Origin of the sequence: Paraglaciecola sp. MB-3u-78, assembly GCF_002835935.1 — a bacterium.
GTDB lineage: Bacteria > Pseudomonadota > Gammaproteobacteria > Enterobacterales > Alteromonadaceae > Paraglaciecola.
The window spans coordinates 362136-382321 of the sequence record NZ_PJCF01000001.1 but is presented as its reverse complement, the minus strand read 5'-3'; the positions used below and the strand labels follow the sequence as shown (position 1 = coordinate 382321).

Annotated in this window: 17 protein-coding genes; 9 read left to right on the top strand and 8 right to left on the bottom strand. The window is 38.7% G+C overall.

What is annotated here, in order from left to right:
- The first annotated feature begins 11 nt into the window (after nt 1-11).
- The 7 genes from CXF95_RS01765 to CXF95_RS01735 all read left to right on the top strand — a co-directional run bounded on the left by CXF95_RS01765 (nt 12) and on the right by CXF95_RS01735 (nt 10285).
- Nucleotides 12-1262: a glycosyltransferase family 2 protein gene (locus tag CXF95_RS01765; RefSeq protein ID WP_101197096.1), complete on the top strand. Its 1251-nt coding sequence runs from the start codon at nt 12-14 to the stop codon at nt 1260-1262.
- 119 nt (nt 1263-1381) lie between these two features.
- Complete coding sequence (locus CXF95_RS01760; protein WP_101197095.1) at nt 1382-2740, top strand: glycosyltransferase family 2 protein; 1359 nt, start codon at nt 1382-1384, stop codon at nt 2738-2740.
- Between the two features lie 8 nt (nt 2741-2748).
- Nucleotides 2749-3972 (top strand): glycosyltransferase family 4 protein, encoded by a 1224-nt coding sequence (locus tag CXF95_RS01755; RefSeq protein WP_232787578.1) that lies wholly within the window; start codon nt 2749-2751, stop codon nt 3970-3972.
- Between the two features lie 197 nt (nt 3973-4169).
- Complete coding sequence (locus CXF95_RS30255) at nt 4170-7070, top strand: glycosyltransferase (protein ID WP_232787577.1); 2901 nt, start codon at nt 4170-4172, stop codon at nt 7068-7070.
- 15 nt (nt 7071-7085) lie between these two features.
- Entirely contained in the window at nt 7086-8351 is a 1266-nt protein-coding gene (locus CXF95_RS01745; RefSeq protein WP_101197093.1) for a DUF563 domain-containing protein, read from the top strand.
- Between the two features lie 174 nt (nt 8352-8525).
- A complete protein-coding gene (locus CXF95_RS01740) occupies nt 8526-9422 on the top strand; it encodes a glycosyltransferase (protein ID WP_369809262.1) in 897 nt (298 codons plus the stop codon).
- Complete coding sequence (locus CXF95_RS01735; RefSeq protein WP_101197091.1) at nt 9419-10285, top strand: glycosyltransferase family 2 protein; 867 nt, start codon at nt 9419-9421, stop codon at nt 10283-10285. Before CXF95_RS01740 ends, CXF95_RS01735 begins: the two co-directional genes overlap by 4 nt.
- A gap of 214 nt (nt 10286-10499) precedes the next feature.
- On the opposite strand, the gene CXF95_RS01730 is transcribed toward CXF95_RS01735, so the two are convergent.
- The 4 genes from CXF95_RS01730 to CXF95_RS01715 all read right to left on the bottom strand — a co-directional run bounded on the left by CXF95_RS01730 (nt 10500) and on the right by CXF95_RS01715 (nt 14517).
- Nucleotides 10500-12602: a YjbH domain-containing protein gene (locus tag CXF95_RS01730; protein ID WP_101197090.1), complete on the bottom strand. Its 2103-nt coding sequence runs from the start codon at nt 12600-12602 to the stop codon at nt 10500-10502.
- 22 nt (nt 12603-12624) lie between these two features.
- A complete protein-coding gene (locus CXF95_RS01725) occupies nt 12625-13368 on the bottom strand; it encodes a capsule biosynthesis GfcC family protein (protein ID WP_232787576.1) in 744 nt (247 codons plus the stop codon).
- 18 nt (nt 13369-13386) lie between these two features.
- Nucleotides 13387-14073, bottom strand: a complete 687-nt coding sequence (locus CXF95_RS01720) for a YjbF family lipoprotein (RefSeq protein WP_101197089.1) — start codon at nt 14071-14073, stop codon at nt 13387-13389.
- 90 nt (nt 14074-14163) lie between these two features.
- Nucleotides 14164-14517 carry a hypothetical protein gene (locus CXF95_RS01715; protein WP_101197088.1) on the bottom strand — a complete coding sequence of 118 codons (354 nt, stop codon included), beginning with the start codon at nt 14515-14517 and terminating at the stop codon, nt 14164-14166.
- A gap of 335 nt (nt 14518-14852) precedes the next feature.
- Between CXF95_RS01715 and CXF95_RS01710 the strand changes: the two genes are divergently transcribed.
- Both CXF95_RS01710 and galU read left to right on the top strand, forming a co-directional pair.
- Nucleotides 14853-16193: a UDP-glucose/GDP-mannose dehydrogenase family protein gene (locus tag CXF95_RS01710; protein ID WP_101197087.1), complete on the top strand. Its 1341-nt coding sequence runs from the start codon at nt 14853-14855 to the stop codon at nt 16191-16193.
- Nucleotide 16194: 1 nt separating this feature from the next.
- The gene (galU, locus tag CXF95_RS01705; protein ID WP_101197086.1) at nt 16195-17088 is read left to right on the top strand and encodes a UTP--glucose-1-phosphate uridylyltransferase GalU; all 894 of its coding nucleotides are present in this window, start codon (nt 16195-16197) and stop codon (nt 17086-17088) included.
- A gap of 50 nt (nt 17089-17138) precedes the next feature.
- Here the strand turns inward: galU and CXF95_RS01700 are convergent, their stop codons facing one another.
- The 4 genes from CXF95_RS01700 to ppnN form a co-directional block, all read right to left on the bottom strand.
- Entirely contained in the window at nt 17139-17441 is a 303-nt protein-coding gene (locus CXF95_RS01700; RefSeq protein WP_101197085.1) for a helix-hairpin-helix domain-containing protein, read from the bottom strand.
- 451 nt (nt 17442-17892) lie between these two features.
- Entirely contained in the window at nt 17893-18258 is a 366-nt protein-coding gene (locus CXF95_RS01695; protein ID WP_101197084.1) for a hypothetical protein, read from the bottom strand.
- An 11-nt stretch (nt 18259-18269) separates the two neighbouring features.
- Nucleotides 18270-18644: a DUF3192 domain-containing protein gene (locus tag CXF95_RS01690; protein WP_101197083.1), complete on the bottom strand. Its 375-nt coding sequence runs from the start codon at nt 18642-18644 to the stop codon at nt 18270-18272.
- A gap of 182 nt (nt 18645-18826) precedes the next feature.
- Nucleotides 18827-20185 (bottom strand): nucleotide 5'-monophosphate nucleosidase PpnN, encoded by a 1359-nt coding sequence (gene ppnN, locus CXF95_RS01685; protein WP_101197082.1) that lies wholly within the window; start codon nt 20183-20185, stop codon nt 18827-18829.
- Between the last annotated feature and the right edge of the window lies 1 nt (nt 20186).

Here is a 20186-nt window from a genome sequence, read left to right as displayed (position 1 = left end):
ATTGAATTTAAATGACTAAAGTAAAATTAAATACAGCCATCTTGATGATGCAGAAAAATGAATCAGAATTACTGGATAAATGGATTATTTATCATTCAGAAATTTTTGGGTTATCCAATTTGCATGTTTTTGATAATGGCAGTGATGATGAGCAAACAAAAAAATTGCTATTAGATTGGCAGAATAAAGGTTTGTCGGTTGAGTGGGCTTATTCCTTTAAACAGGACTTTGAAAGTAAAGGGAAAATTTTAGGAGATAAGATACAATCCCTAGAGTGTCTAAATATCTTCGATTGTTACATTCCACTGGATTGTGATGAATTTCTCGCAGTTCAGCTCGATAGTGGAAGAATATCATGTGAAGCTGAAGATATTTTCACCGAACTTGCAAGTAACTCAGAGTGCCAAGATGTTTTGCTTATTGATGCACAATTTTTTAATTCACCTATAAGCGACAGTTGGTTTCATCGATTTGAGAACAGGAAGTGCTTTTTTATGAAAAATACTTTTGAGTCGATGGATGTTGGATTTCACTGGGGTAAGGTTAAAAATTCCAGCTTTGAAAAAAAGACTAACATTGTACAGTTTCATTTCCACAATAAGCCATTTGTTGATGCCCGTGAGCATGCTCGTAATAAATTAGCACTTCGCGTTGATAGTTTTGATAAGGAATACTTAGCAAACTATAAAGGAAATGGCAGACATTTAACAAAATATTTTTTATTGTCAGAAGCAGAATACTTAGAGGCTGTTTTGAAAGCGTCTTACGGTAATGTTAAGTCTTTAGCTGCTAAGTTTGAAGAGTTAAATATTGAATGGCCATATAAAATTAAAATGGAAGGTTCATTATCAATATTTAGTCCAGGAACAAAACCTGAGCAGTTGGATGAAGTAAAGTCCTTACACAAAGTTGTTGAATATCGTTTCAGAGGAAGTGTGGACCAAATCTTATGTGAAAGTGAGTTTATTAGGTTTGATGGATGGAGTTCGCAAATGAATAGATTGCCAATTACGAATTTTGTTTTGGTAGGCGAAAATGGTGAGTTGGATGTGGAAATAGACAGTAGCGTATTTAGAGCTGATATAGCGAACCTTTTTGGATTTAAAGATACTAAATTTGGTTATATTATTAAGGTACCTTTGGGTGTTATTCGACAATTGGGTGTTTCAGAAATTAAATTGTGTCCCAAGTTACCGACTGGTGAGGTAGGGCCTCAATTATCTGTAAACCCAAAATTTAAAACCTTCATAAACGATATGTAAGGTTGATATAAGTGAAATTTGGGTTGCTTATTAAGATAAAAAATAGAATTAAACTGTTATTTCAGAAAGATAGAATAATCTGTGTTGATTATTTATGTCACCAGAACGGTAAACTAGTCATGTCTGGTTGGGTAGTGAATAAAAGCCGTCCTGCAGACCCAAATATAGATTTGTATAGTGATAGCGGTAAACTAAATGCGGACTTATATTCATTTGAGCGTATAGACGTTTTTCAAAAGTATCAGCTAGTACAGTCGGACTATTGTTTTGGCTTTTTCTTAACTGTTAGCGTCGACAGTGAGCCGCTCAATGATTTGACATTAGTTTGGGAAGGTAGAAAGTTTACATTAGCGAAAATGCGCTATGAAGAAGTCGCTTCTGTTGCTAAAGTATTGAGCCAAGTGCCAGTATCTGTTGAGATAAAAAACAGTGGGCTTCCGACTTTATTACAACAATCTAAAGGCAATGCAGTGAGCAGTTTCACTCAAAATAGCAAAAACAAAGATAAAGACATTCAAAAAATCACTGATATCCTCAATCACGTAAATTCTGATAGCCCTAATTTTGTCAATCAGCTAGAAAAAAATACTATTCCACTGATCCATAAAATCTGGAAGAAAAGGATAGCCAATTATAGCGGCGCTAGGGTTATAAAATTTGGTGACATAAATGCTGTAGCTAGGGTGAGCATAATTGTTCCTCTTTATGGTCGTTATGATTTTATGCAACATCAGATTGCACACTTTTCTGGTGATAAAGATATGTCGGGTGTTGAGTTAGTTTATGTACTTGATGATCCTAGTTTAATACAGGAAGTAACTGTAAGTGCTGGAGGGTTATTTAAAACGTTTAAATATCCGTTTAAGTTAGTACTTTCAGAAAACAATAGAGGTTTTTCTGGTGCAAATAATTTAGGTGTGGAATATTGTTCATCCCCTTTAGTCCTATTTCTTAACTCTGATGTTATTCCCTTTTCATCAGGTTGGCTTTCTGAGTTTATTGATCAATATGAGCGTATAAAGGTGCCTACCATTTTAGGCGCCACTCTTTTATACGAGGATCAAACAATACAACATATGGGCATGCATTTTCAGCCTGAAGATCGTCACAGTGAAATTAGGATGAATCATCATCCTTACAAAGGTTTGCATTTTGACTTAGTCGACAAAGACGATATGTTTTCTGTTCAAGCTGTAACAGGTGCTTGCATGCTCATGGCTAAATCGTTGTTTGAACAAGTAAGAGGTTTCGATGAAATGCATATTCTGGGTGACTTTGAAGACTCTGATTTGTGTTTGAAAGTGGTTGATTTAGGTGGCGAAATTTTTTGTTCTAATAAAGTTAAGCTTTATCACTTGGAAAGATTGTCTCAAAACCTTGTGGCAAAAGGAGATTGGAAATGGAAGTTATCCATGACTAATGGAGCCTATCAAGAGAGCAAGTGGCGTAGTTTGATTGATAAGGTAGTCAGCCGGTGAGTTCTAAGTTGAATAAACGAATTTTATTGATTTCCCATGGCCATCCTGATTTGAAAAAAGGTGGGGCTGAAGTTGCATCTTATAATATGTTTAAGGAATTGAAAGTAAGAGGAGAAGATGTTTATTATTTGGCTCATTGTCCTCAAGTGCCTCATGGAGGGACATCATTTTCTGCTCGAAACTCAGCGAAAGAAATACTGTTTCATACAAACATAGAAGATGGTTTTTTGGTCTCTAATTTTGCTTCCAGAGCTTTATGGAAAGAGTTCAGGGATTTGTTAGTGCTTTTAAATCCAGAAGTCGTTCATCTGCATCACTACTTATCATTGGGTATTGAAATATTAGAAGTGATTAGAAATACGCTACCTAATGCCAAGATTATATTAACCCTACATGAGTATTTAGCGATATGTCATAATAAAGGGTTAATGGTGAAATCAAATGGGGCTTTGTGTTATCGTTCGTCTTCACGAGATTGCTCAAATTGTTTTCCAGAAAAAAGCCCCGCAGACTTCTTTTTACGTGAAAAATATATAAAAAGATTGTTTGTAAACATTGACAAATTTATATCCCCATCACATTTTTTGAAATCACGATATGTGGATTGGGGCCTAGAAGACAGCAAAATTAGTGTGATTGAAAATACTGTTAATTCATCTGAAATGAACATAACGAATAATAAAGGAGATGATTATCTGACAAGATTTGCTTTTTTTGGACAAATCAACCCACATAAAGGAATTGAAGTCTTGTTAGAGGCTGTGCAATTATTGCCAAATAAAGTAAAGAAAAGGGTCGCCTTTGACATCTATGGTGCAAATTTATCAGAGCAATCTGTTATTTTCCAAGAGCGCTTTAAAGATGCAATTGATTCACTAAAAGATACGGTCTTTTTCCATGGTTCATATGAACAGGTTCGTATGCCAAAAATTCTTTCTAAGGTTGACTGGGTTGTCGTTCCATCTACCTGGTGGGAAAACTCCCCAATGGTTATTCAAGAAGCATTCAAACAAAGAGTACCAGTTATTGTCAGCGATATTGGCGGGTTGGCAGAAAAAGTTAAACACGGCATAGATGGTTTACAATTTGATGCAAGAAATGCGGTCGATTTGGCTCAGACTATTACATTTTCACTTAGTAAACATGTCGATCATGCATATTTTGTTGGCAATATTCAGAGTTCAGGGGATGCAAGTGATATTGTTGACCAACACATACCACATTATTCTTAATTTGTGGTATTCCAATTTTATTTCGGTATATCCAAACACATTAAGCTTATTTAGGCCAAGCCTCAGAGTCATCTATTGCTTAATTTTCATAAAGTCTTTTACTAATCGATCAAACTATCAGGCTTGTTATATTTGTTGATTCACTGTGTTGAGTTATTAATTGGCATCAGTGGAAACTATTACTGTAGAGTTAAGTATTGACTAAGAACATATTCATTCACGTTGGCCCACCCAAAACAGGGACTTCAGCGGTACAAAAGTGGTTTAGTGAAAACGAAAAATTGCTTAAGGAAAAGGGTATCTATTATCCTAATCATGATATTGATGACAATGGTGTCAGTTCAGGGAATGTGCGTACTATTTATGACGTAAATAGCGAAAAACAGGTTGAATTAAACAGTGAGCGATTAAGTTCACTTTTAATGGATTTTAATAACAGTCACTATCACACACTTTTTTTATCTTCAGAGTTCTTTTTTAGAGGAATGATTGACCTCAAAAGGCACATACCCGATGCAAAATTTATTGCATATTTAAGAAACCCGATGGAGATAAGTGAGTCAAGTTATAATCAATCGGTAAAACGGCATTTTCAACAACGTGTATTGAATGCAGGACGAAGTAAACGACTCCCATACATTGATAGATTTGTGAATTACGTGAATGAATATGGGGCTGATGATCTAATCCTTCGTCTATATGGCTCTCGATATTTTAAAAATGGCAACATAGTGAGTGATATCTTAAATCAACTTGGAGTTGAATTAGAAGTTGACTTACCTTTAGTTAATAGTTCTTATCAATTTGAAGCGTTAGAGTTTAAACGATGGTTCAATCAATTTCATTTAGGCAACTATCAAGTTATGGTTGACAGAGCTTTACAGGGCTTTATCGAAGGTAATGGTGACTACTCACTTATACCCAAAGAGCAATATATTGCCGACAGTACCTACTATGCTTCTGTGTTAGAAGATTACGCTAAAGTTTTAAACACATCTCATATCGATCCCCTTGTTGCCGACATGAAAAGTGCCTTGCCAAAACCCTATTTCGTTCAGGACCTATCGGACAATCAATTTTTATCAGTGTGCCAATATCTTCAAAAATCCCTGCAGTTTGATTATTATCTTATGACTAAAGACGTGATGTCGTTTAGTAATGTTGAAAATGCACATTTTCAACATTTGTTTATAAGATCGTGCAACAGGAAGTATCGTTACATCCATCTATTGTTAATTGGGCGCAGTAAACTGCGTAACGTTACAAAAAACGTTATCAAAGCATTTGTTAGAAACCTCCGATTTTATTTACTATCTATCAAGACCAGCAATTATGAAGTATTTAAAAGTAAATCAATGAAACATGTCATGCGTGCGGTTAAATTCTTAATTGGTCTATTCCCCAAAGAGGCACGCATAAGAATGCGTCAACAATTATGGCTGCATAATCTATATAGCAAAAGCCTGCAAAAATCCGGGTTGTTTTATGGGTTTCCGCCTCCCCATAAATTACAAAAACTTTATGTTAAGAATATTGCAGAGCAACATCGCCATATGGCCAGCCAACTTAAACTCGTCACTAATCAACGTAAGATAAACTGTCTAATTGTCTTAACTGGGCAACGAGATGCCGACGTTCAAACGATTCGTAACGTTTCTTTACTTGTGGGTGAGGGGAAACTGTTTGTCACGGGGAAAGATGTCTTAGTGAGACAGTGCTGTGAAAAAGCATCACTGAGCAATGAACACCATGTATATGATATCAAACAGCAATCAGAAGAACTATATTCCTCTGCATTATTAGTGCTCAGAGGCGGCGACCTCCTGCATCCTCAAGCCTTAGCCATGTTTTCCAGTAAAATGCCTATTCTAACTGCGGAGTCAGTGACTTATTGTGATGTAGACAGTATGGATAAATCAGGAAAACGTCACTTGGCAGAGTTTTACCCAGATTGGAACCCAGACCTACAACTGAGCACTGGATATGTGAAAACGGGTATCGTCATTGAGGGTGAGCAAATCATTAGACGTTTGCTTTGTTTTGCACAGCAGCATAATCAAACGTCGATGATGGCGCTGTGGATGTCTGAACTGTATTTGTCAAAAAGTAGTGTTGAGGTCAATCATATCGAATATTGCTTAGTGCATCAGACTTTAGCCCCTGTTATGCAATGGACACGTGAGCTGGTCAAATTATCCCATCACCCAATAAATATTTCGATAGGGGGATCAACACAGAATGCTAAAATAAGCTGGAAACATGCTTCAACCCCCCTTGTTTCGCTAATCATTCCCACTAAAAATGCCAAATTACTCGTGCAGACGTGTATTGATTCCATCGTATCGAAGACGACTTACGCCCATTATGAAATTCTTTTAATCGATAACAACTCAGATGACCCAGAGGCACTTGAATACTTTGAAAGTTTGCAGAAGTCTCAATCAAATATCAGAGTGCTAAGGTATCCATATTTATTTAATTACTCGGCCATTAATAATTTTGCCGTGAAACACGCAAAAGGCGAAATAATTGGATTAATTAACAACGATGTTGAAGTAATTAGTCCAAATTGGCTAGGTGATATGGTCGGACATACGCAGCGTGAAGATATCGGCTGTGTCGGTGCTAAATTGCTGTACCCCGATACTAGGATCCAGCATGCTGGTGTGGTTATGGGCTTTGGTGGTGGCGCAGGACATGCTCACAAATATTTCCCGCGCTATCATTCCGGTTATTTACATCGCCTAGTGGCGACTAACAATTTTAGTGCGGTGACAGCGGCTTGTTTATTAGTCAAAAAATCTGACTATGAATTGGTCAATGGACTCAATGAAAACGATCTTACGGTAGCATTTAATGACATTGATTTTTGTTTGAAAATTCTGACTCTGGGACGTCGAAATTTATATTGTGCTGAAGCTGAGTTATTTCACCATGAATCTGTGTCTCGAGGTACGGACGACACCCTTGAAAAACGTCAGCGCTTTGAAAACGAGTTATGTTATTTACAAAACACTTGGGCTGATATTATTGATTCAGACTCGGCATACAACTCTAATTTAACTCTTAGGTTTGAGAATTTTTCGATAAGGGAGTAGTAGATAGTGCCAGCGATGAAATACAAGCGTAACGCTTTAAACAATGAAGCTATCCGCAAGTCTGCAAAATTGTGTGAACTACAAGATGCCTTGGTTATTCCGCTTCAGCCAGATAGCAATCCAGGAAATGTTAAAGGAGGCGTAAAAAATCAGACGCTAGCGACGAGCTTCCATCAACACAGGTGGGAAGTTATTCACAGTGCAAAGTCTGGGTTAGAATTGGCAACCGATGTAGTGTTTTTGAACAAAACAGCCGAAACAAGCAAATATATTAAAGGCTGTTATCTTTTTGGAGGACCGCTATTTAGTAATTTTGGCCATTTTTTAGCTGAGTGTATTCATCGTTTGTGGGCATTTGAATATCAAAGTAAAGTAAATGAAATATATTTTGATGGAGTGGTTATTTTACCTCAATGCGCCGAAAAACCTGGATTGTTGCGGCGTATTACCTATCAATTGCCACCGGTGTTTATAGAAACGCTTAATTATCTTGGGATCCCAAAAAGTAAAATTAAGTATCAGTTTTCGGCTGTCACGTATGAGCAATTGCATGTTCCACAACAGGCAAGTTATTTTCGCTCTCAAATACCCATTGGGCAAGAATACAAAGCATTTTTATCACGTTGTGAGCGAAGAAATGGGATTAATGGAAGTATAGCTGGCTATCAAAATGTCTATGTTAGTCGAACCAATTTTTCATTGAAAGGAGCAATCGCAGGTGAGTCTTATCTTGAATCTTTTTTAGAGCGAAACGAGTTCCATATATTTTATCCCGAAAATCACTCGATAGTTGAACAATTACAAACTTACAAAAGTGCAAAAGAAATTGTCTTTGCTGAAGGTGGTGCTTTGCATGTTCTGGAATTGCTTGGCGATATCGCTGCTAATATTTATGTGATTGCCAGGCGCCCGAAATCCCAGAGGGTGTTTACTGCTATGCTTGAAGCAAGAGCTAAAAATTTTATATTTTTCACATCGGTCGTGACCTTACCGTCCTTATTTGTTCCTGAACAAAGCGATAAAACTGCACACGGGTCAGCCATCAGTGTTGTAGCTATTGATGCTTTGGTAACTTTTTTGCAAAACAGCTTACAGGTGGATATTGCGAAGTTTGTTTTAGGGGATTTTACTGCGGCGGTGGAAAGAGATTTACAAGGTTACTATGATTACTATAAAGAATTGACACCAGGGAATGAATCAACTAAAAAAATAGCGATGGAAAAGTATCAGAAGCAAGTCAACTCGATGGAAGGTTATTCCAATCTTAAGCTAGATGGCTAAAGAGTGATCACCTTGGTCAACAATTCCTAACTATCAAGCATTAATAATCAAGGCTTAGTGCTTTGTTAGATAAATTTGATATACTCGCTCGTCAAATTTTTTGATACCCACGCGAAGCTGTATTATTAGTGGTTAGCGGTAAAGTAATAATACAAATATAGGTCGCCTTTCAATTTGAGTAATCCATTCAAAATCATATCTAGCGCAAATCCAGAGGCCTCGTCGGAATCAGTGGTGGGAATGGCTGTTTACATTGAAGATAGGTTGGACTGGGTTGAACAAGCGATTAACAGTATTCTTCAACAGACTTATCAAAAATATGTTTTTGTTATAGTTATTGACGGTGAAATAAACCAAAAAATTTATACTTATTTGTGTGATGTGTGCAGGCAGAATAAGCAAATGATATTGGTGCTGAATCGCAGCAATTTGGGTTTAAGTACATGTATGAACTTTGTAGTCGACTGGGTCTTAGCTAAAAACGACGAGACTAAATATTTTTTTCGTATGGATGCGGATGACATTTCTGAAGAGAATAGGTTTGCTGCACAAGTTGACTATCTCGAGAAACATCAAAACGTATCGGTTTTAGGCTGTGCATTAAAAGAGATTAATGAATTTGGCGCCGTCGTTGGTAAAAGGAAATTGCCACTTAAACATGGTGATATTGTAAAGTTTCTGCCCAAGCGTTGCTCAATTAACCATCCTACGGTAGCCATTCGTTTTGATGTATTTAAAAATGGATTTCGTTATAATGAGGCACTGCGAAATACTCAGGATTACTTCTTATGGATCGAATTAGCCGCAGCCGGGTATCAGTTTGCTAACCTGGGTAAAAAATTATTACAGTTTAGAAGAGTAAATGATTTTTATAAAAGACGTGGTTTAAATAAATCACTTAACGAATTCAAAGCGCGTTTTTATGCGATGAGAGTACTTAAGCGCTATACTGTTGGCAATATTGTATACGCTTTTGCTGTTTTATTTTTGCGACTAATGCCCTCGAAAGTAGTAAAGTTAGCTTACAAACTCGATAGATATTTACTTGCTAAGAAGGTTAAACACGAGTGATTGGTGCTACCATCATACTTTACAAGCCTGATATGGACCTTACTGAAAGTCTTATCCAATCAACTGCTCAACAAGTTGATGTGATTTGTATCGTAGACAACTCTCCTGTTCCCACCCCGCTTTCTATTAATAATGACAACTTTCACTATCATCATTTCCCAAATAATATTGGCATTGCTGCGGCACATAATATTGGTCTAAGGGATTTGCACACTGCAGGATGCACCTTCGGTATGTTGTTAGATCAGGATAGTGTGATAGATGGTGATTTTGCGTTTCGTTTGTCGAGCTTATTAGTCGCGTCGAAAGTAGAAAACAGGCCATTGGTGGCTATTGGCCCACGCATCATTTGTTCTTTTTCTGAGAAAACCGTTAAGCCACGTGTACAGCGTGAGATTTCCCTTTACGAAAATTTAGTTTGTGTTACACAGATTATTTCTTCGGGGATGATGATTGATTTGTCCAAACTTGAGTTGATTGGTTTTAAGGACGAGACTTTGTTTATTGATGGTGTCGACCATGAATGGTGTTGGCGAGCCAAAACCCAAAATTTATTAGTGGCCATTGCGAAAAACGTTGAGATGGTGCACAAACTGGGTGATGGGCGCAGTAAGTTTGCGGGTATAACCTATAAAGTCGGATCACCAGTCAGGTTATATTATCAGTTTAGGAACATTCTTATTCTTACCCGAAGAGGCTATGTGCCAACCTATTGGAAAACACGTAATATTTTAGTCTTACCCATACGTTTTTTTGCCAATGCATTATTGCAAAGTAACAAACGTGAACGAATAAAGTTTATGCTTTGTGGGCTTTGGGATGGTCTTCTAAAACGCGATGGCGCTTTTTCCGATAACTGGTAAATGTCGCCAAATTTATACTACGTAATACTTCAGGGGATTGGCTAGGATGGACTTCGAACCGCCAGTCTGACGACCGTTCAATCGATATCACATCCAATAATATCTTTATGTCCAAATTTCATTGGCGAAAGGGCGCTTACCGTTCCCCGTTCTAAAATATATTAAATTTTAGGGGTGACAACTATTCTGACACAGGGGTATATATTATTTGATGTTACCTAGCAAAAGGTGAGCGCTGGTTAGTTACACCATATAACTCAATAGGTCTGTTTAATGCCTGCCCTCCATCACGGGAGATTGGTACCCATGGGATCTTACCGCTACCTTTGGATGGTTTAAGAGAGAATAAATCGAAAGGGATAGTTAGGTAAAAACCTTTAGTAAAGCTTCCTTCTCCATACTCTTCAGCACTGACATTGGTGATTGAAGCATAGGCACCTACAATAATTCCACTGTCAAAGCGTTTTGCAAAATCAAATGTTACCCCTTTATCTTTAGCGAGGTATTGCCCTGCTTTTATGGTCACAAGTGTGTCTTTTAAGAATGTCGGTTGCCAGTAAATATTAGCGTGTCCGGTTAGTACTTTGTAGTCAAAGAATTTAACCTCGTTTTCGTAAGAACGTTGTTTTACATAATTGATATCAAACCCGAAGGCTAGGTTGCTATCTACTGGACGATAGAGCAATTCGGCCCCTATACCACCATACATAGTCTCTAGATATCCGCCATAGACTTGTGCGTACAGATCCGGTGCGATACGGTCGTTCCAATGCAGCATTAGATTTTGCATGGTCACATCTCGGTTTGAAACATATTCCCTGACATTAGTTCTAACCCTGGGCAAACTACTTGGCGCTTTATCAGTGGTGAAATTAAATTTATCATAATTTTCGAATAAATTGACTTTGATGGTGCCTAAAAAACTGGTTTTGCCATCAAAACTGTAACCACCATTAACCAGTACTCCGGCTTGATATAAATAAAAGGCTTCAGGGTTACCGAAGGTTTGTACCCAGAAAGCTTCAATACCTGTAAAAAAACCTGACGCATTGGTAGGGGCGTATCTGTCAATCGTGGCGGTGCTCAAACCCGTTCGTTGATAGGTCGATTTGATATTTGGGTCTAGGGTTTGATATCTGGCTTGTTTTTTAAATTTGTCAGCATCAATTACAGTCTCAATTAGCGGTACCGCTCCAACAGTATTGACTATACGGTAGGTTTTAACGGTGTCCGGTAGTTCAAATGCCATAATTCGTCCGACCCGCTCTATGGCTTCATCTTCATTTCGGTAATTAAGTTGTCGACCATATAGCGTGACATCTGTCTCACTTAAATGGGAGGTGCTCACCGCAAAACCCGCTTGGTAATATAAGTCTTGGGTCAACCGAGTGCGATCTATTTGCGCCATTGAGAACGTATTTTGTTTTTCAGGCAATAATTCACGGGGTGGGGTGTCGATTTTTATTTGACGAGCAGAATGCAAATTAAAATTGTAATTGATACCAAAGCCAATGGTGTTGCCTCGTTGAAAGTTGAGGCTAAAGTCAAAGTCATTCCAGCTGTAAGCTGCGCCTATGTTCCAGCGTCTATCTTGTTCTAATGATCCCGCGCGGTCGTTTACGTAGTTATTACCCTCGTATTCTAACTTTAAACGCAAGGGTGCCCATGGTGTTTGATATTCTATCCCACCAAATATTGACGCAGGCCCTTTAAAAAATCGTTGGTAATCTATTTTTCCACCAAGGCCTGTAAATCCACCAGGCCTGTCGCAAAAGCTATCTTTTAGGTTGCAAAATGGATTGGAGGTATTACCCGTTGTGCCTAAGTATCCCCAGCCCATATTAAGATGAAAGTCGAAATCACCTACTCGTTTACTTATTCCAATGAATTCACTTTCAAAAAAACCGGTACCACCAAAATCTCTAAATCCCATAGATAGTTCAGGCAGATAGTAACTTTCTTCTGATATTCTAAACTTAACGTCTATGCCTTTATCTTTTAGGGTTTGATCGCCACTAAAGCTCGGGTATGGGCTATACAAACGTGTGCGAACATCTGTGTAACGCACAGTTGACTGCAGCCATGGGAATAATTGTAAGGTTGCGGACCAGAAGCGGTATTGGTCATTGTCTGTATAACTGACCCGTAAATCACCGTCTGCCAACATACGTGATGTGGGAGTTTGAATAAGCCCTGTTCCACCATGCACCATCAAAGAACTGCCCTTTGGCGTGAGATTCCAAGTTTGGCTGGATTCTTGACCTTGTATTGACGTACAAAACACTAGCGTGCTTAGAAGTAATAAATACAATCTCATCGGTTTGTTACTTTGTTTAATCTCATTGCTGGACTCTATTTTGGGCTAAGGTCATTATTTGTTGATTGATAAGAGCGAATTCTGGGTGAAATAGTGATTCCTTAAATGGCACAAAAAGTTGGCTGCCAGGCATTACTTCTTGATGATTTTTATTCCAGTAAGCCACAGGAGTAGTTATTTCGCGACCATCAGCTTGAATAAGAATCACATAGTCTTTATCAGCCACATCGGTTAGGGTTTGACGAGTGATATATTCGCTCACATCTGCATGAGGCAGATGAGGTACATTATTCGTTCTATTCACGGCTCCAAACAGTTGTACAGTATTCATTCGCAGGGCAATGTCTAATATATATTCACCTTCGGGGAGTTGGGGGTTTGCCGCAGCAGAAAACCGAGCTAAATCGTAATCTATTTTAATGGGTAATCTTCGGGCCAAATGCCAGTTGGTAATAGTCGCATGCAGTTGTTCTAATGACAGGGCAATGTCAGGCTCTTCTTTTTGGTAAATTGTGATCAGGGTAGTGAGGCTATTAAGTAATAATTGACGCATTTTTTCAAGTTGATTACCTTCCTCCTGATATAATACAGCACTTGGCCAGTACCAGTTTTCCTGATTTGCAATGGGAGCTAATACTTCGATCAATTGCGGTTCGTGAGTAAATACATATTGTTTTTGTTTCACAGTCACAGTTACCGAAGCCATGACGGTATTTAACACTAAGCCGTCTAATATTAATAAGCACATTAACACTGATTTATTCATTATTGTTTTATCCGGTGACTATTGATTTAGGCGCGCAATTCTACTTAGGTAAGTGATTCCTAGGGATTCAGAAAGAGGTGACACTTTTTGTATACTTTTTATTAACTCACCATTTTTTGCGTACCAGAAGTAATTTTGCCAGCTATTGTTGAGTCGGAGATAGTTTGCAGGGGCCTTATAATTCAACGTTTCTACGTATAAAATTGCTTCTATATTGAGGCTTAGCGCTTGTACTGTATCCGGTGATGCTTGGCTAAATATTGATTCTATGGGGTAACTATATTCATCGCCTGTTCGATCTACTATCCGCGACCATCTTTGCTGTTTTGGTTTATCGTTCGAGTGACTGGGGAGTGATTTTAGAGGGTCAAAATTGGTGTTTGATGAATACAGTAGATTTTCATTTAAGCCGATAGTACGTATTATGCGGCCTTTATCCATAATAAGCATTGTGTTGTCGCTAGATACCCACTTATGTTGACTATTTTCTATATAAGCTAAGGCCATGATAGCTGCAGGTCGTTTCCCGCGTTTTACCGACATAACATCAATATCTGATTGCTGCACTTCCATCAGTGTCAATTTGGCATCGTTTTGTTCCGCGAACGCGATTTTTAATGTTTGGTAATAAGCTTGGTAAGTACCACTGCAACCACTGATAAGAATCAATATCAGTGCAATAAGCGTTATGATTTTTACATTCATGTTGGTTTATATCTATCCGGATAGATTATTATTTTAAAAAACAACAATAAAAAAGCCGCCTACTGGCGGCTTTTTTATTAAACGTTTAGATTACACTGTTGGCAGGTAAGTAAAAGTAACGGGAACAGTAGTAGTGCCAGTGCCAGAAACAGTCACAGTGGTCGTAGTGCCAGTACATACACCATCAACTAATGGGTCGCTACCACTGCAGGTTGGATCTGGTCCAGGACCTGGTCCTGGACCAGGTTCAATCTTTGAATTACCACGGTTGTTAGAAACCACAGCAGCCAATACGCCAAGACCTACAGCAGTAACAACAATAACTGGTGTCGCAACAGCCCCAAATGCAGAACCAAGCGCATCAAGACCGCCAGTTTTTTCTTGAGCAAATGAACTACCTGCGAAACATAGAGCTGCCGCTGCAACAATAAGAATTTTTTTCATTACGCTTCCCTTATATAAAATAAAAACCAATAAGTCTATACTAGTTGAATAATATGCCCACCTCAATAGTTATTTTTAGATCTGTCGTTAAATTAATGCATTATTCATCATACTTTAGCAAAAGGTCATTTTGTGGTAATTGATTCCACTTACAGGTTAACAATTTATCGATAAAACGATGTTGTCGGTTGGAGCTTCACTCATACACTTTATAAATCTGAACATCTATTTAAGTCAGGTCTTGCGTTTAGATACCGTTTTTGCTCTTATTACTCATATTTTATTTTAAAATCGAACGTAATATGCCGAAAATTTGGTTAAAGGATCTTAATTAGATGAAAGTAACAGTATTTGGAATTGGTTATGTAGGCTTAGTGCAAGCTGCTGTAATGGCTGAGGTTGGTCATGAAGTGGTGTGTATTGATATTGACCAAAATAAAGTCGACCGATTAAAAGAAGGAAACATTCCTATTTTTGAGCCAGGTTTGACGCCTTTAGTTAAGTCTAATTACGAAGCTGGGAGAGTAGATTTTACTACTGATGCAGCTCGTGGAATAGAACATGGGGAGGTGATTTTTATTGCAGTAGGAACACCTCCTGATGAGGATGGTTCGGCTGACCTTAAGTATGTATTAGCAGTGGCAGAAACAATAGCAACACATATGGAGTCTCATAAGGTTGTAATTAATAAGTCTACTGTGCCTGTCGGTACCGCAGATAAAGTGAAAGCTAAAATAGCGAGTACTTTATCTGATGCGGGTAAATCTGTGACTTTTGATGTGGTGTCTAACCCTGAATTTTTAAAGGAAGGGGCGGCAGTGAATGACTGTATGCGTCCAGATCGTATCATTTTAGGGACTGACAGTGAGTCGGCAGAGAAGAAACTCCGCGAGTTGTATTCACCCTTTAATCGTAACCATGACAAAATCATAGTGATGGATATTCGCAGTGCCGAGCTAACTAAGTATGCGGCTAACTGTATGTTGGCTACCAAAATTAGTTTTATGAATGAGATGTCTAACCTTGCGGAAGTCTTTGGTGCGGATATTGAAAATGTGCGCCGTGGCATTGGGTCCGACCCGCGCATTGGTTATCAGTTTATCTATCCGGGCTGTGGTTATGGCGGTTCTTGTTTCCCTAAAGATGTGCAGGCGCTTGCTCGAAGTGCAACGGCTGCAGGTTATACGGCTCGAATATTGGAAGCAGTTGAAGCCGTTAATTATTCGCAAAAGGAAAAGTTGTTTGAGTATATTTCTCGACATTTTTCTGGCGATTTAAAAGGTAAAAAAGTGGCATTGTGGGGGTTATCATTTAAACCCAACACTGATGATATGCGTGAAGCTTCGAGCCTTGTTCTTATGGAAAAATTATGGGCTGCAGGCGCTAGTGTCAAGGCTTATGATCCAGAGGCTATGGAAGAGACCCAGCGGATTTATGGTAGTCGTGATGACTTGGCTTTGATGGGAACTAAAGAGGCAGCATTAGAAGGTGCAGACTTTCTAGTGATATGCACTGAATGGCAAGCTTTCAGGGCCCCAGATTTTGAGTTGATAAAGCAGACGTTGTCTATGCCTTTGTTGTTTGACGGGCGTAATTTGTTCGAGCCAAAACTAATGATGGAATATGGATTGCATTATTATGCTATTGGTCGCGGTTTATCGGTAAAGGAACAGTAATATGGGTCAAGTTAAAAAAGCAGTTATCCCAGTAGCGGGATTGGGAACAAGAATGCTACCAGCCACTAAGGCCATTCCTAAAGAAATGTTGCCTGTGGTGGATAAGCCTCTTATTCAGTATGTGGTAGCTGAGTGTGTTGCAGCGGGGATCAAAGAAATCATCTTGGTCACCCATGCCAGTAAAAATAGTATCGAAAACCATTTTGATACTAGTTTTGAGCTTGAAGCAACCTTGGAAAAAAGGGTAAAACGTCAATTATTAGAGGCGGTACAAGCGATTTGCCCTAAGGACGTAACCATCATGCATGTACGTCAAGGTGTGGCAAAAGGCTTGGGACACGCGGTACTTTGTGCACGTCCTATGATAGGTGATGCACCCTTTGCTGTGGTGCTTCCCGATGTCATTATCGATGAATACACGAGTAACCTTAAAAAAGATAATTTGGCGGATATGGCGGCTAAATTTAATACCAGCCGTGTTAGTCAGATAATGGTTGAGCGAGTCCCTCAAGAAGATGTCAGTAAATATGGGATCGTTGATTTGGAAGGCTTGAAGTTAAAACAAGGCGAGTCGGGTAAAATCCATAATATGGTCGAAAAACCTGACCTAGAAGATGCTCCATCTGATTTGGCAGTAGTAGGGCGTTATGTGTTATCTGGGAAAATTTGGGATATGCTAGAATTCACCCCACCGGGTGCTGGTGACGAAGTGCAACTGACTGATGCTATCTCTTCTTTGATGAAAACAGAACAGGTCGATGCTTATTATATGAAAGGTAAAAGCCATGACTGTGGTAGCAAGTTAGGTTATATGACTGCGAATGTAGAGTATGCGTTGCGTCATCCTGAATTGGGTGCAGATTTTAAGTCATTCCTTAAAAACTTAAAACTTTAATATTTAGGCCGCTCATATTGATAATGAGCGGCCTAAATTGTATCTAATATCTAACTTGTTGTTACTTGTTCTTTTAACTTCTCAAACATTTTTTCACCTACACCTTTTACGTTCATCAGGTCTTCTACCGATTTGAACTTTCCGTTTTTTGTACGGTATTCGATAATGGCGGCTGCCTTCTTCTTCCCTACACCCGGCAAAGAAATTAATTGTTCTAAAGACGCGGTATTCAAATTGACTTTCATCATCTGCTTTTGACTAATGCTACTTTTTGCCGTGTCGGCTATCGCTAAATTGGCTGAAGTTGTCAAAAATACGCTGGAAAGTAATAGAATAAAAATGAGTTTTTTCATGATAAGTTCCTTATAGTTGTTTCCATTTTGATGCAAGTGCATCAAAATAAACATAGTAGAAACAGTTTAGTTCGTAAAGTAATCAGTTTATGCCCAGTAAATTATCCTTCATACCTTTGCTCTAGCTGACATGAAACGTTTGAACTTGAGACTACACTTGGATATTGAAGTAATGGGATCAGCAATGCATACCATTTTTGACAACTCTGAATGCTTAAGTATTTGATGGCGTGTGCAAAACTCATCGCTGGTGTCTGTTTATTGGGTGTACATAACAAAGCAAACTTGTTCGCCATATACGTTATGGCAGTGATGGGGCTCGTCAAACTGGCACGAGGATAATCAGTTATATGAATATGCGAGCAAAGTCGGTAATTGCATAACCAGATATGTTGTTGGTTAGTTTCTAATAACTGAGTAAATGTAGAATTGATGTGACCGATTTTTTCTACTACAGACTTTCATTGTCTTTATCAGTTTGGTAGTGTTTTTCAATCGATGCTTGTTCTAATGCATAGATACTCAACGAGCCACACATTAATTGAATTGTGACCGACGGATCAAGCTTGTTTCTAACCGCTAACAAGCAGGTTAATACAGCCGAATTGAACGCGAGATTGACGACAAAGGGTAATTGGGGTTTATACAATTGCGGTTGTGCAAAAATTAGATTGGGATGCGCCTTGGCTGCGGCATAAAGATTTTTGTAAAAGTGGTGTGACGCTTTCAGTAACTCTCTGTCTAAAGGCGCAGAGCGATAAATTTTAAGTGATTTTGCCAGAGCAATATAGTGTTGCTTAACTATTTCTGCTGGCATAAACACTTTATTTAGCCATCAACATAGGATTGATAGGCACTATCGCCCCAAGCAATCAGCTCGTTGTTCTCAAAAAGTAGTGCTGTACATTCGTCTTCTGTGGTAATCCCATCTGCTTGTTTGTGCTGAGTGCGATAGAACATGACCTGTAGTTCTTTATTATCGTCCCGCTTAGCTTCAGTTATATCTGGGCTACCTAACAACTCTAATACTTGTTTTTTATGAAGGCCCAATTCAAGCTTAGATATCTGGATTTTGTTATATTCTTCGCGGTCTTTCCAGTCCATATTTTTTGGGGTATCTGGATAAAACGTGATGACCGCCATCACAAAAACAGCATACAAACCTACACCAATACCAATTCTCTTAACTACTTTTTTGTTCATGTGCTTCTTTCTAATGTTGACCCAATCTAATCATATAAAAATAGTTGCTTGATTGCAGCGCGTTGAACGCAAATTTTCGTTAACCTAGCGTAATATAACTTTGATGCTTGCTTATGCCTGTTCGTTGGATACATACATTCGCTAACCGACGCTATTTTAGCTGTCTTAATTCTATCATTTCATTATTTGGTTATTTGATAGCAAGGAACATATTTGCTTCCAGGTAGTTTCATTCTTTGTTGTTCAACAAAAGACTCTAACAATTCGTCCATCATCTTCATTAATTTTGGCTCTCCTTTAAGTTGAAAAGGACCATGTTCTTTTATCAAAGCCACGCCCTCTGACTTTACATTGCCCGCGACTATTCCAGAGAAAACTTGTCTCAATGCCGCAGCAAGTTCGGTCTTGGGTTGGTCAAAGTGTAAGTTGAGTTCTGCCATGTTGCTATGATTTGGAATAAAAGGGCTCTGAAATTCAGCAGCAATTTTTAGTGACCAATTAAAATCATATGAATCACCGGTTTGTTTGCGATAATCCCTGACTAAACTATTTTTCTGCTTAATAATTTGCGCTACTTTTGCCGCGTCGCCAACTACTATTTCATATAACTTCTGTGCTTCAGCCCCTAATGCCTCACCAATAAAATGATCAATGGATTCAAAGTAAGCTTTGCTTTGCTCAGGTCCAGTGAGGATGATAGGTAATACTTGTTCTTTGTTTTTGTCATCCAACATGATACCAATCAGATACAGTAGCTCTTCTGCCGTACCGGCTCCTCCGGGAAAGATAACGACTGCATGGGATAAGCGAATAAAAGCCTCTAAGCGTTTTTCGATATCTGGCATTATTACCAGTTCATTAACTATGGCATTAGGTGGTTCGGCGGCAATGATCCCTGGCTCTGTTAAGCCTAAGTAACGGCCATTTTTGTAACGTTGTTTGGCATGACCTATGGTGGCACCTTTCATTGGGCCTTTCATCGCTCCTGGACCACAGCCAGTACAAATGTTGAGTTTTCGTAAACCTAGTTGATAGCCTACTTCTTTAGTGTATTGGTATTCAACAGTACCGATTGAATGTCCACCCCAACATACCACCATATTTAATTCCGCGGTGTTTTTTAAAGTCTGGGCATGGCGCAACATATCAAATACACTATGTGTAATGTAATCAGAGTCGGGTGTAACCCGTAAAGACTGAGCCGAATACTTTGCGCCCAGATGCAATAAATCACGGAGAACGGAAAAAATGTGTTCATGCACACCTATGATTAGCTCTCCATCCACGAAAGCATGAGCGGGTGGGTTAACCAACTCTACTTTCACGCCTCTTTCTCGGCTGATCAAATTGACTGCAAAGTCATGGTGGGGAGTGAATATATTTTCACTATTGTCTATTTCAGCACCACTATATAAAACAGCTAAACAGCAGTTTCGAAACAATTTGTGTAAGTCACTATCTGTAGATTCACTAAGCAAGTTAACTTCTAGCTGAGATAGTTGGCTCATAACACCTACTGGATTGAGTTGAATTTTGTGCATA

Bases quoted from the DNA above. Each gene is read 5' to 3' on its own strand.
- CXF95_RS01765 (WP_101197096.1), top strand. From the start codon at position 12: ATGACTAAAGTAAAATTAAATACAGCCATCTTGATGATGCAGAAAAAT.
- CXF95_RS01695 (WP_101197084.1), bottom strand. From the start codon at position 18,258: ATGCCAGCAGAAATAGTTAAGCAACACTATATTGCTCTGGCAAAATCA.
- CXF95_RS01730 (WP_101197090.1), bottom strand. From the start codon at position 12,602: ATGAGATTGTATTTATTACTTCTAAGCACGCTAGTGTTTTGTACGTCA.
- CXF95_RS01760 (WP_101197095.1), top strand. From the start codon at position 1,382: ATGTCTGGTTGGGTAGTGAATAAAAGCCGTCCTGCAGACCCAAATATA.
- CXF95_RS01690 (WP_101197083.1), bottom strand. From the start codon at position 18,644: ATGAACAAAAAAGTAGTTAAGAGAATTGGTATTGGTGTAGGTTTGTAT.
- galU (WP_101197086.1), top strand. From the start codon at position 16,195: ATGGGTCAAGTTAAAAAAGCAGTTATCCCAGTAGCGGGATTGGGAACA.
- CXF95_RS01700 (WP_101197085.1), bottom strand. From the start codon at position 17,441: ATGAAAAAACTCATTTTTATTCTATTACTTTCCAGCGTATTTTTGACA.
- CXF95_RS01720 (WP_101197089.1), bottom strand. From the start codon at position 14,073: ATGAATGTAAAAATCATAACGCTTATTGCACTGATATTGATTCTTATC.
- ppnN (WP_101197082.1), bottom strand. From the start codon at position 20,185: ATGCACAAAATTCAACTCAATCCAGTAGGTGTTATGAGCCAACTATCT.
- CXF95_RS01745 (WP_101197093.1), top strand. From the start codon at position 7,086: ATGAAATACAAGCGTAACGCTTTAAACAATGAAGCTATCCGCAAGTCT.
- CXF95_RS01715 (WP_101197088.1), bottom strand. From the start codon at position 14,517: ATGAAAAAAATTCTTATTGTTGCAGCGGCAGCTCTATGTTTCGCAGGT.
- CXF95_RS01725 (WP_232787576.1), bottom strand. From the start codon at position 13,368: ATGAATAAATCAGTGTTAATGTGCTTATTAATATTAGACGGCTTAGTG.
- CXF95_RS01710 (WP_101197087.1), top strand. From the start codon at position 14,853: ATGAAAGTAACAGTATTTGGAATTGGTTATGTAGGCTTAGTGCAAGCT.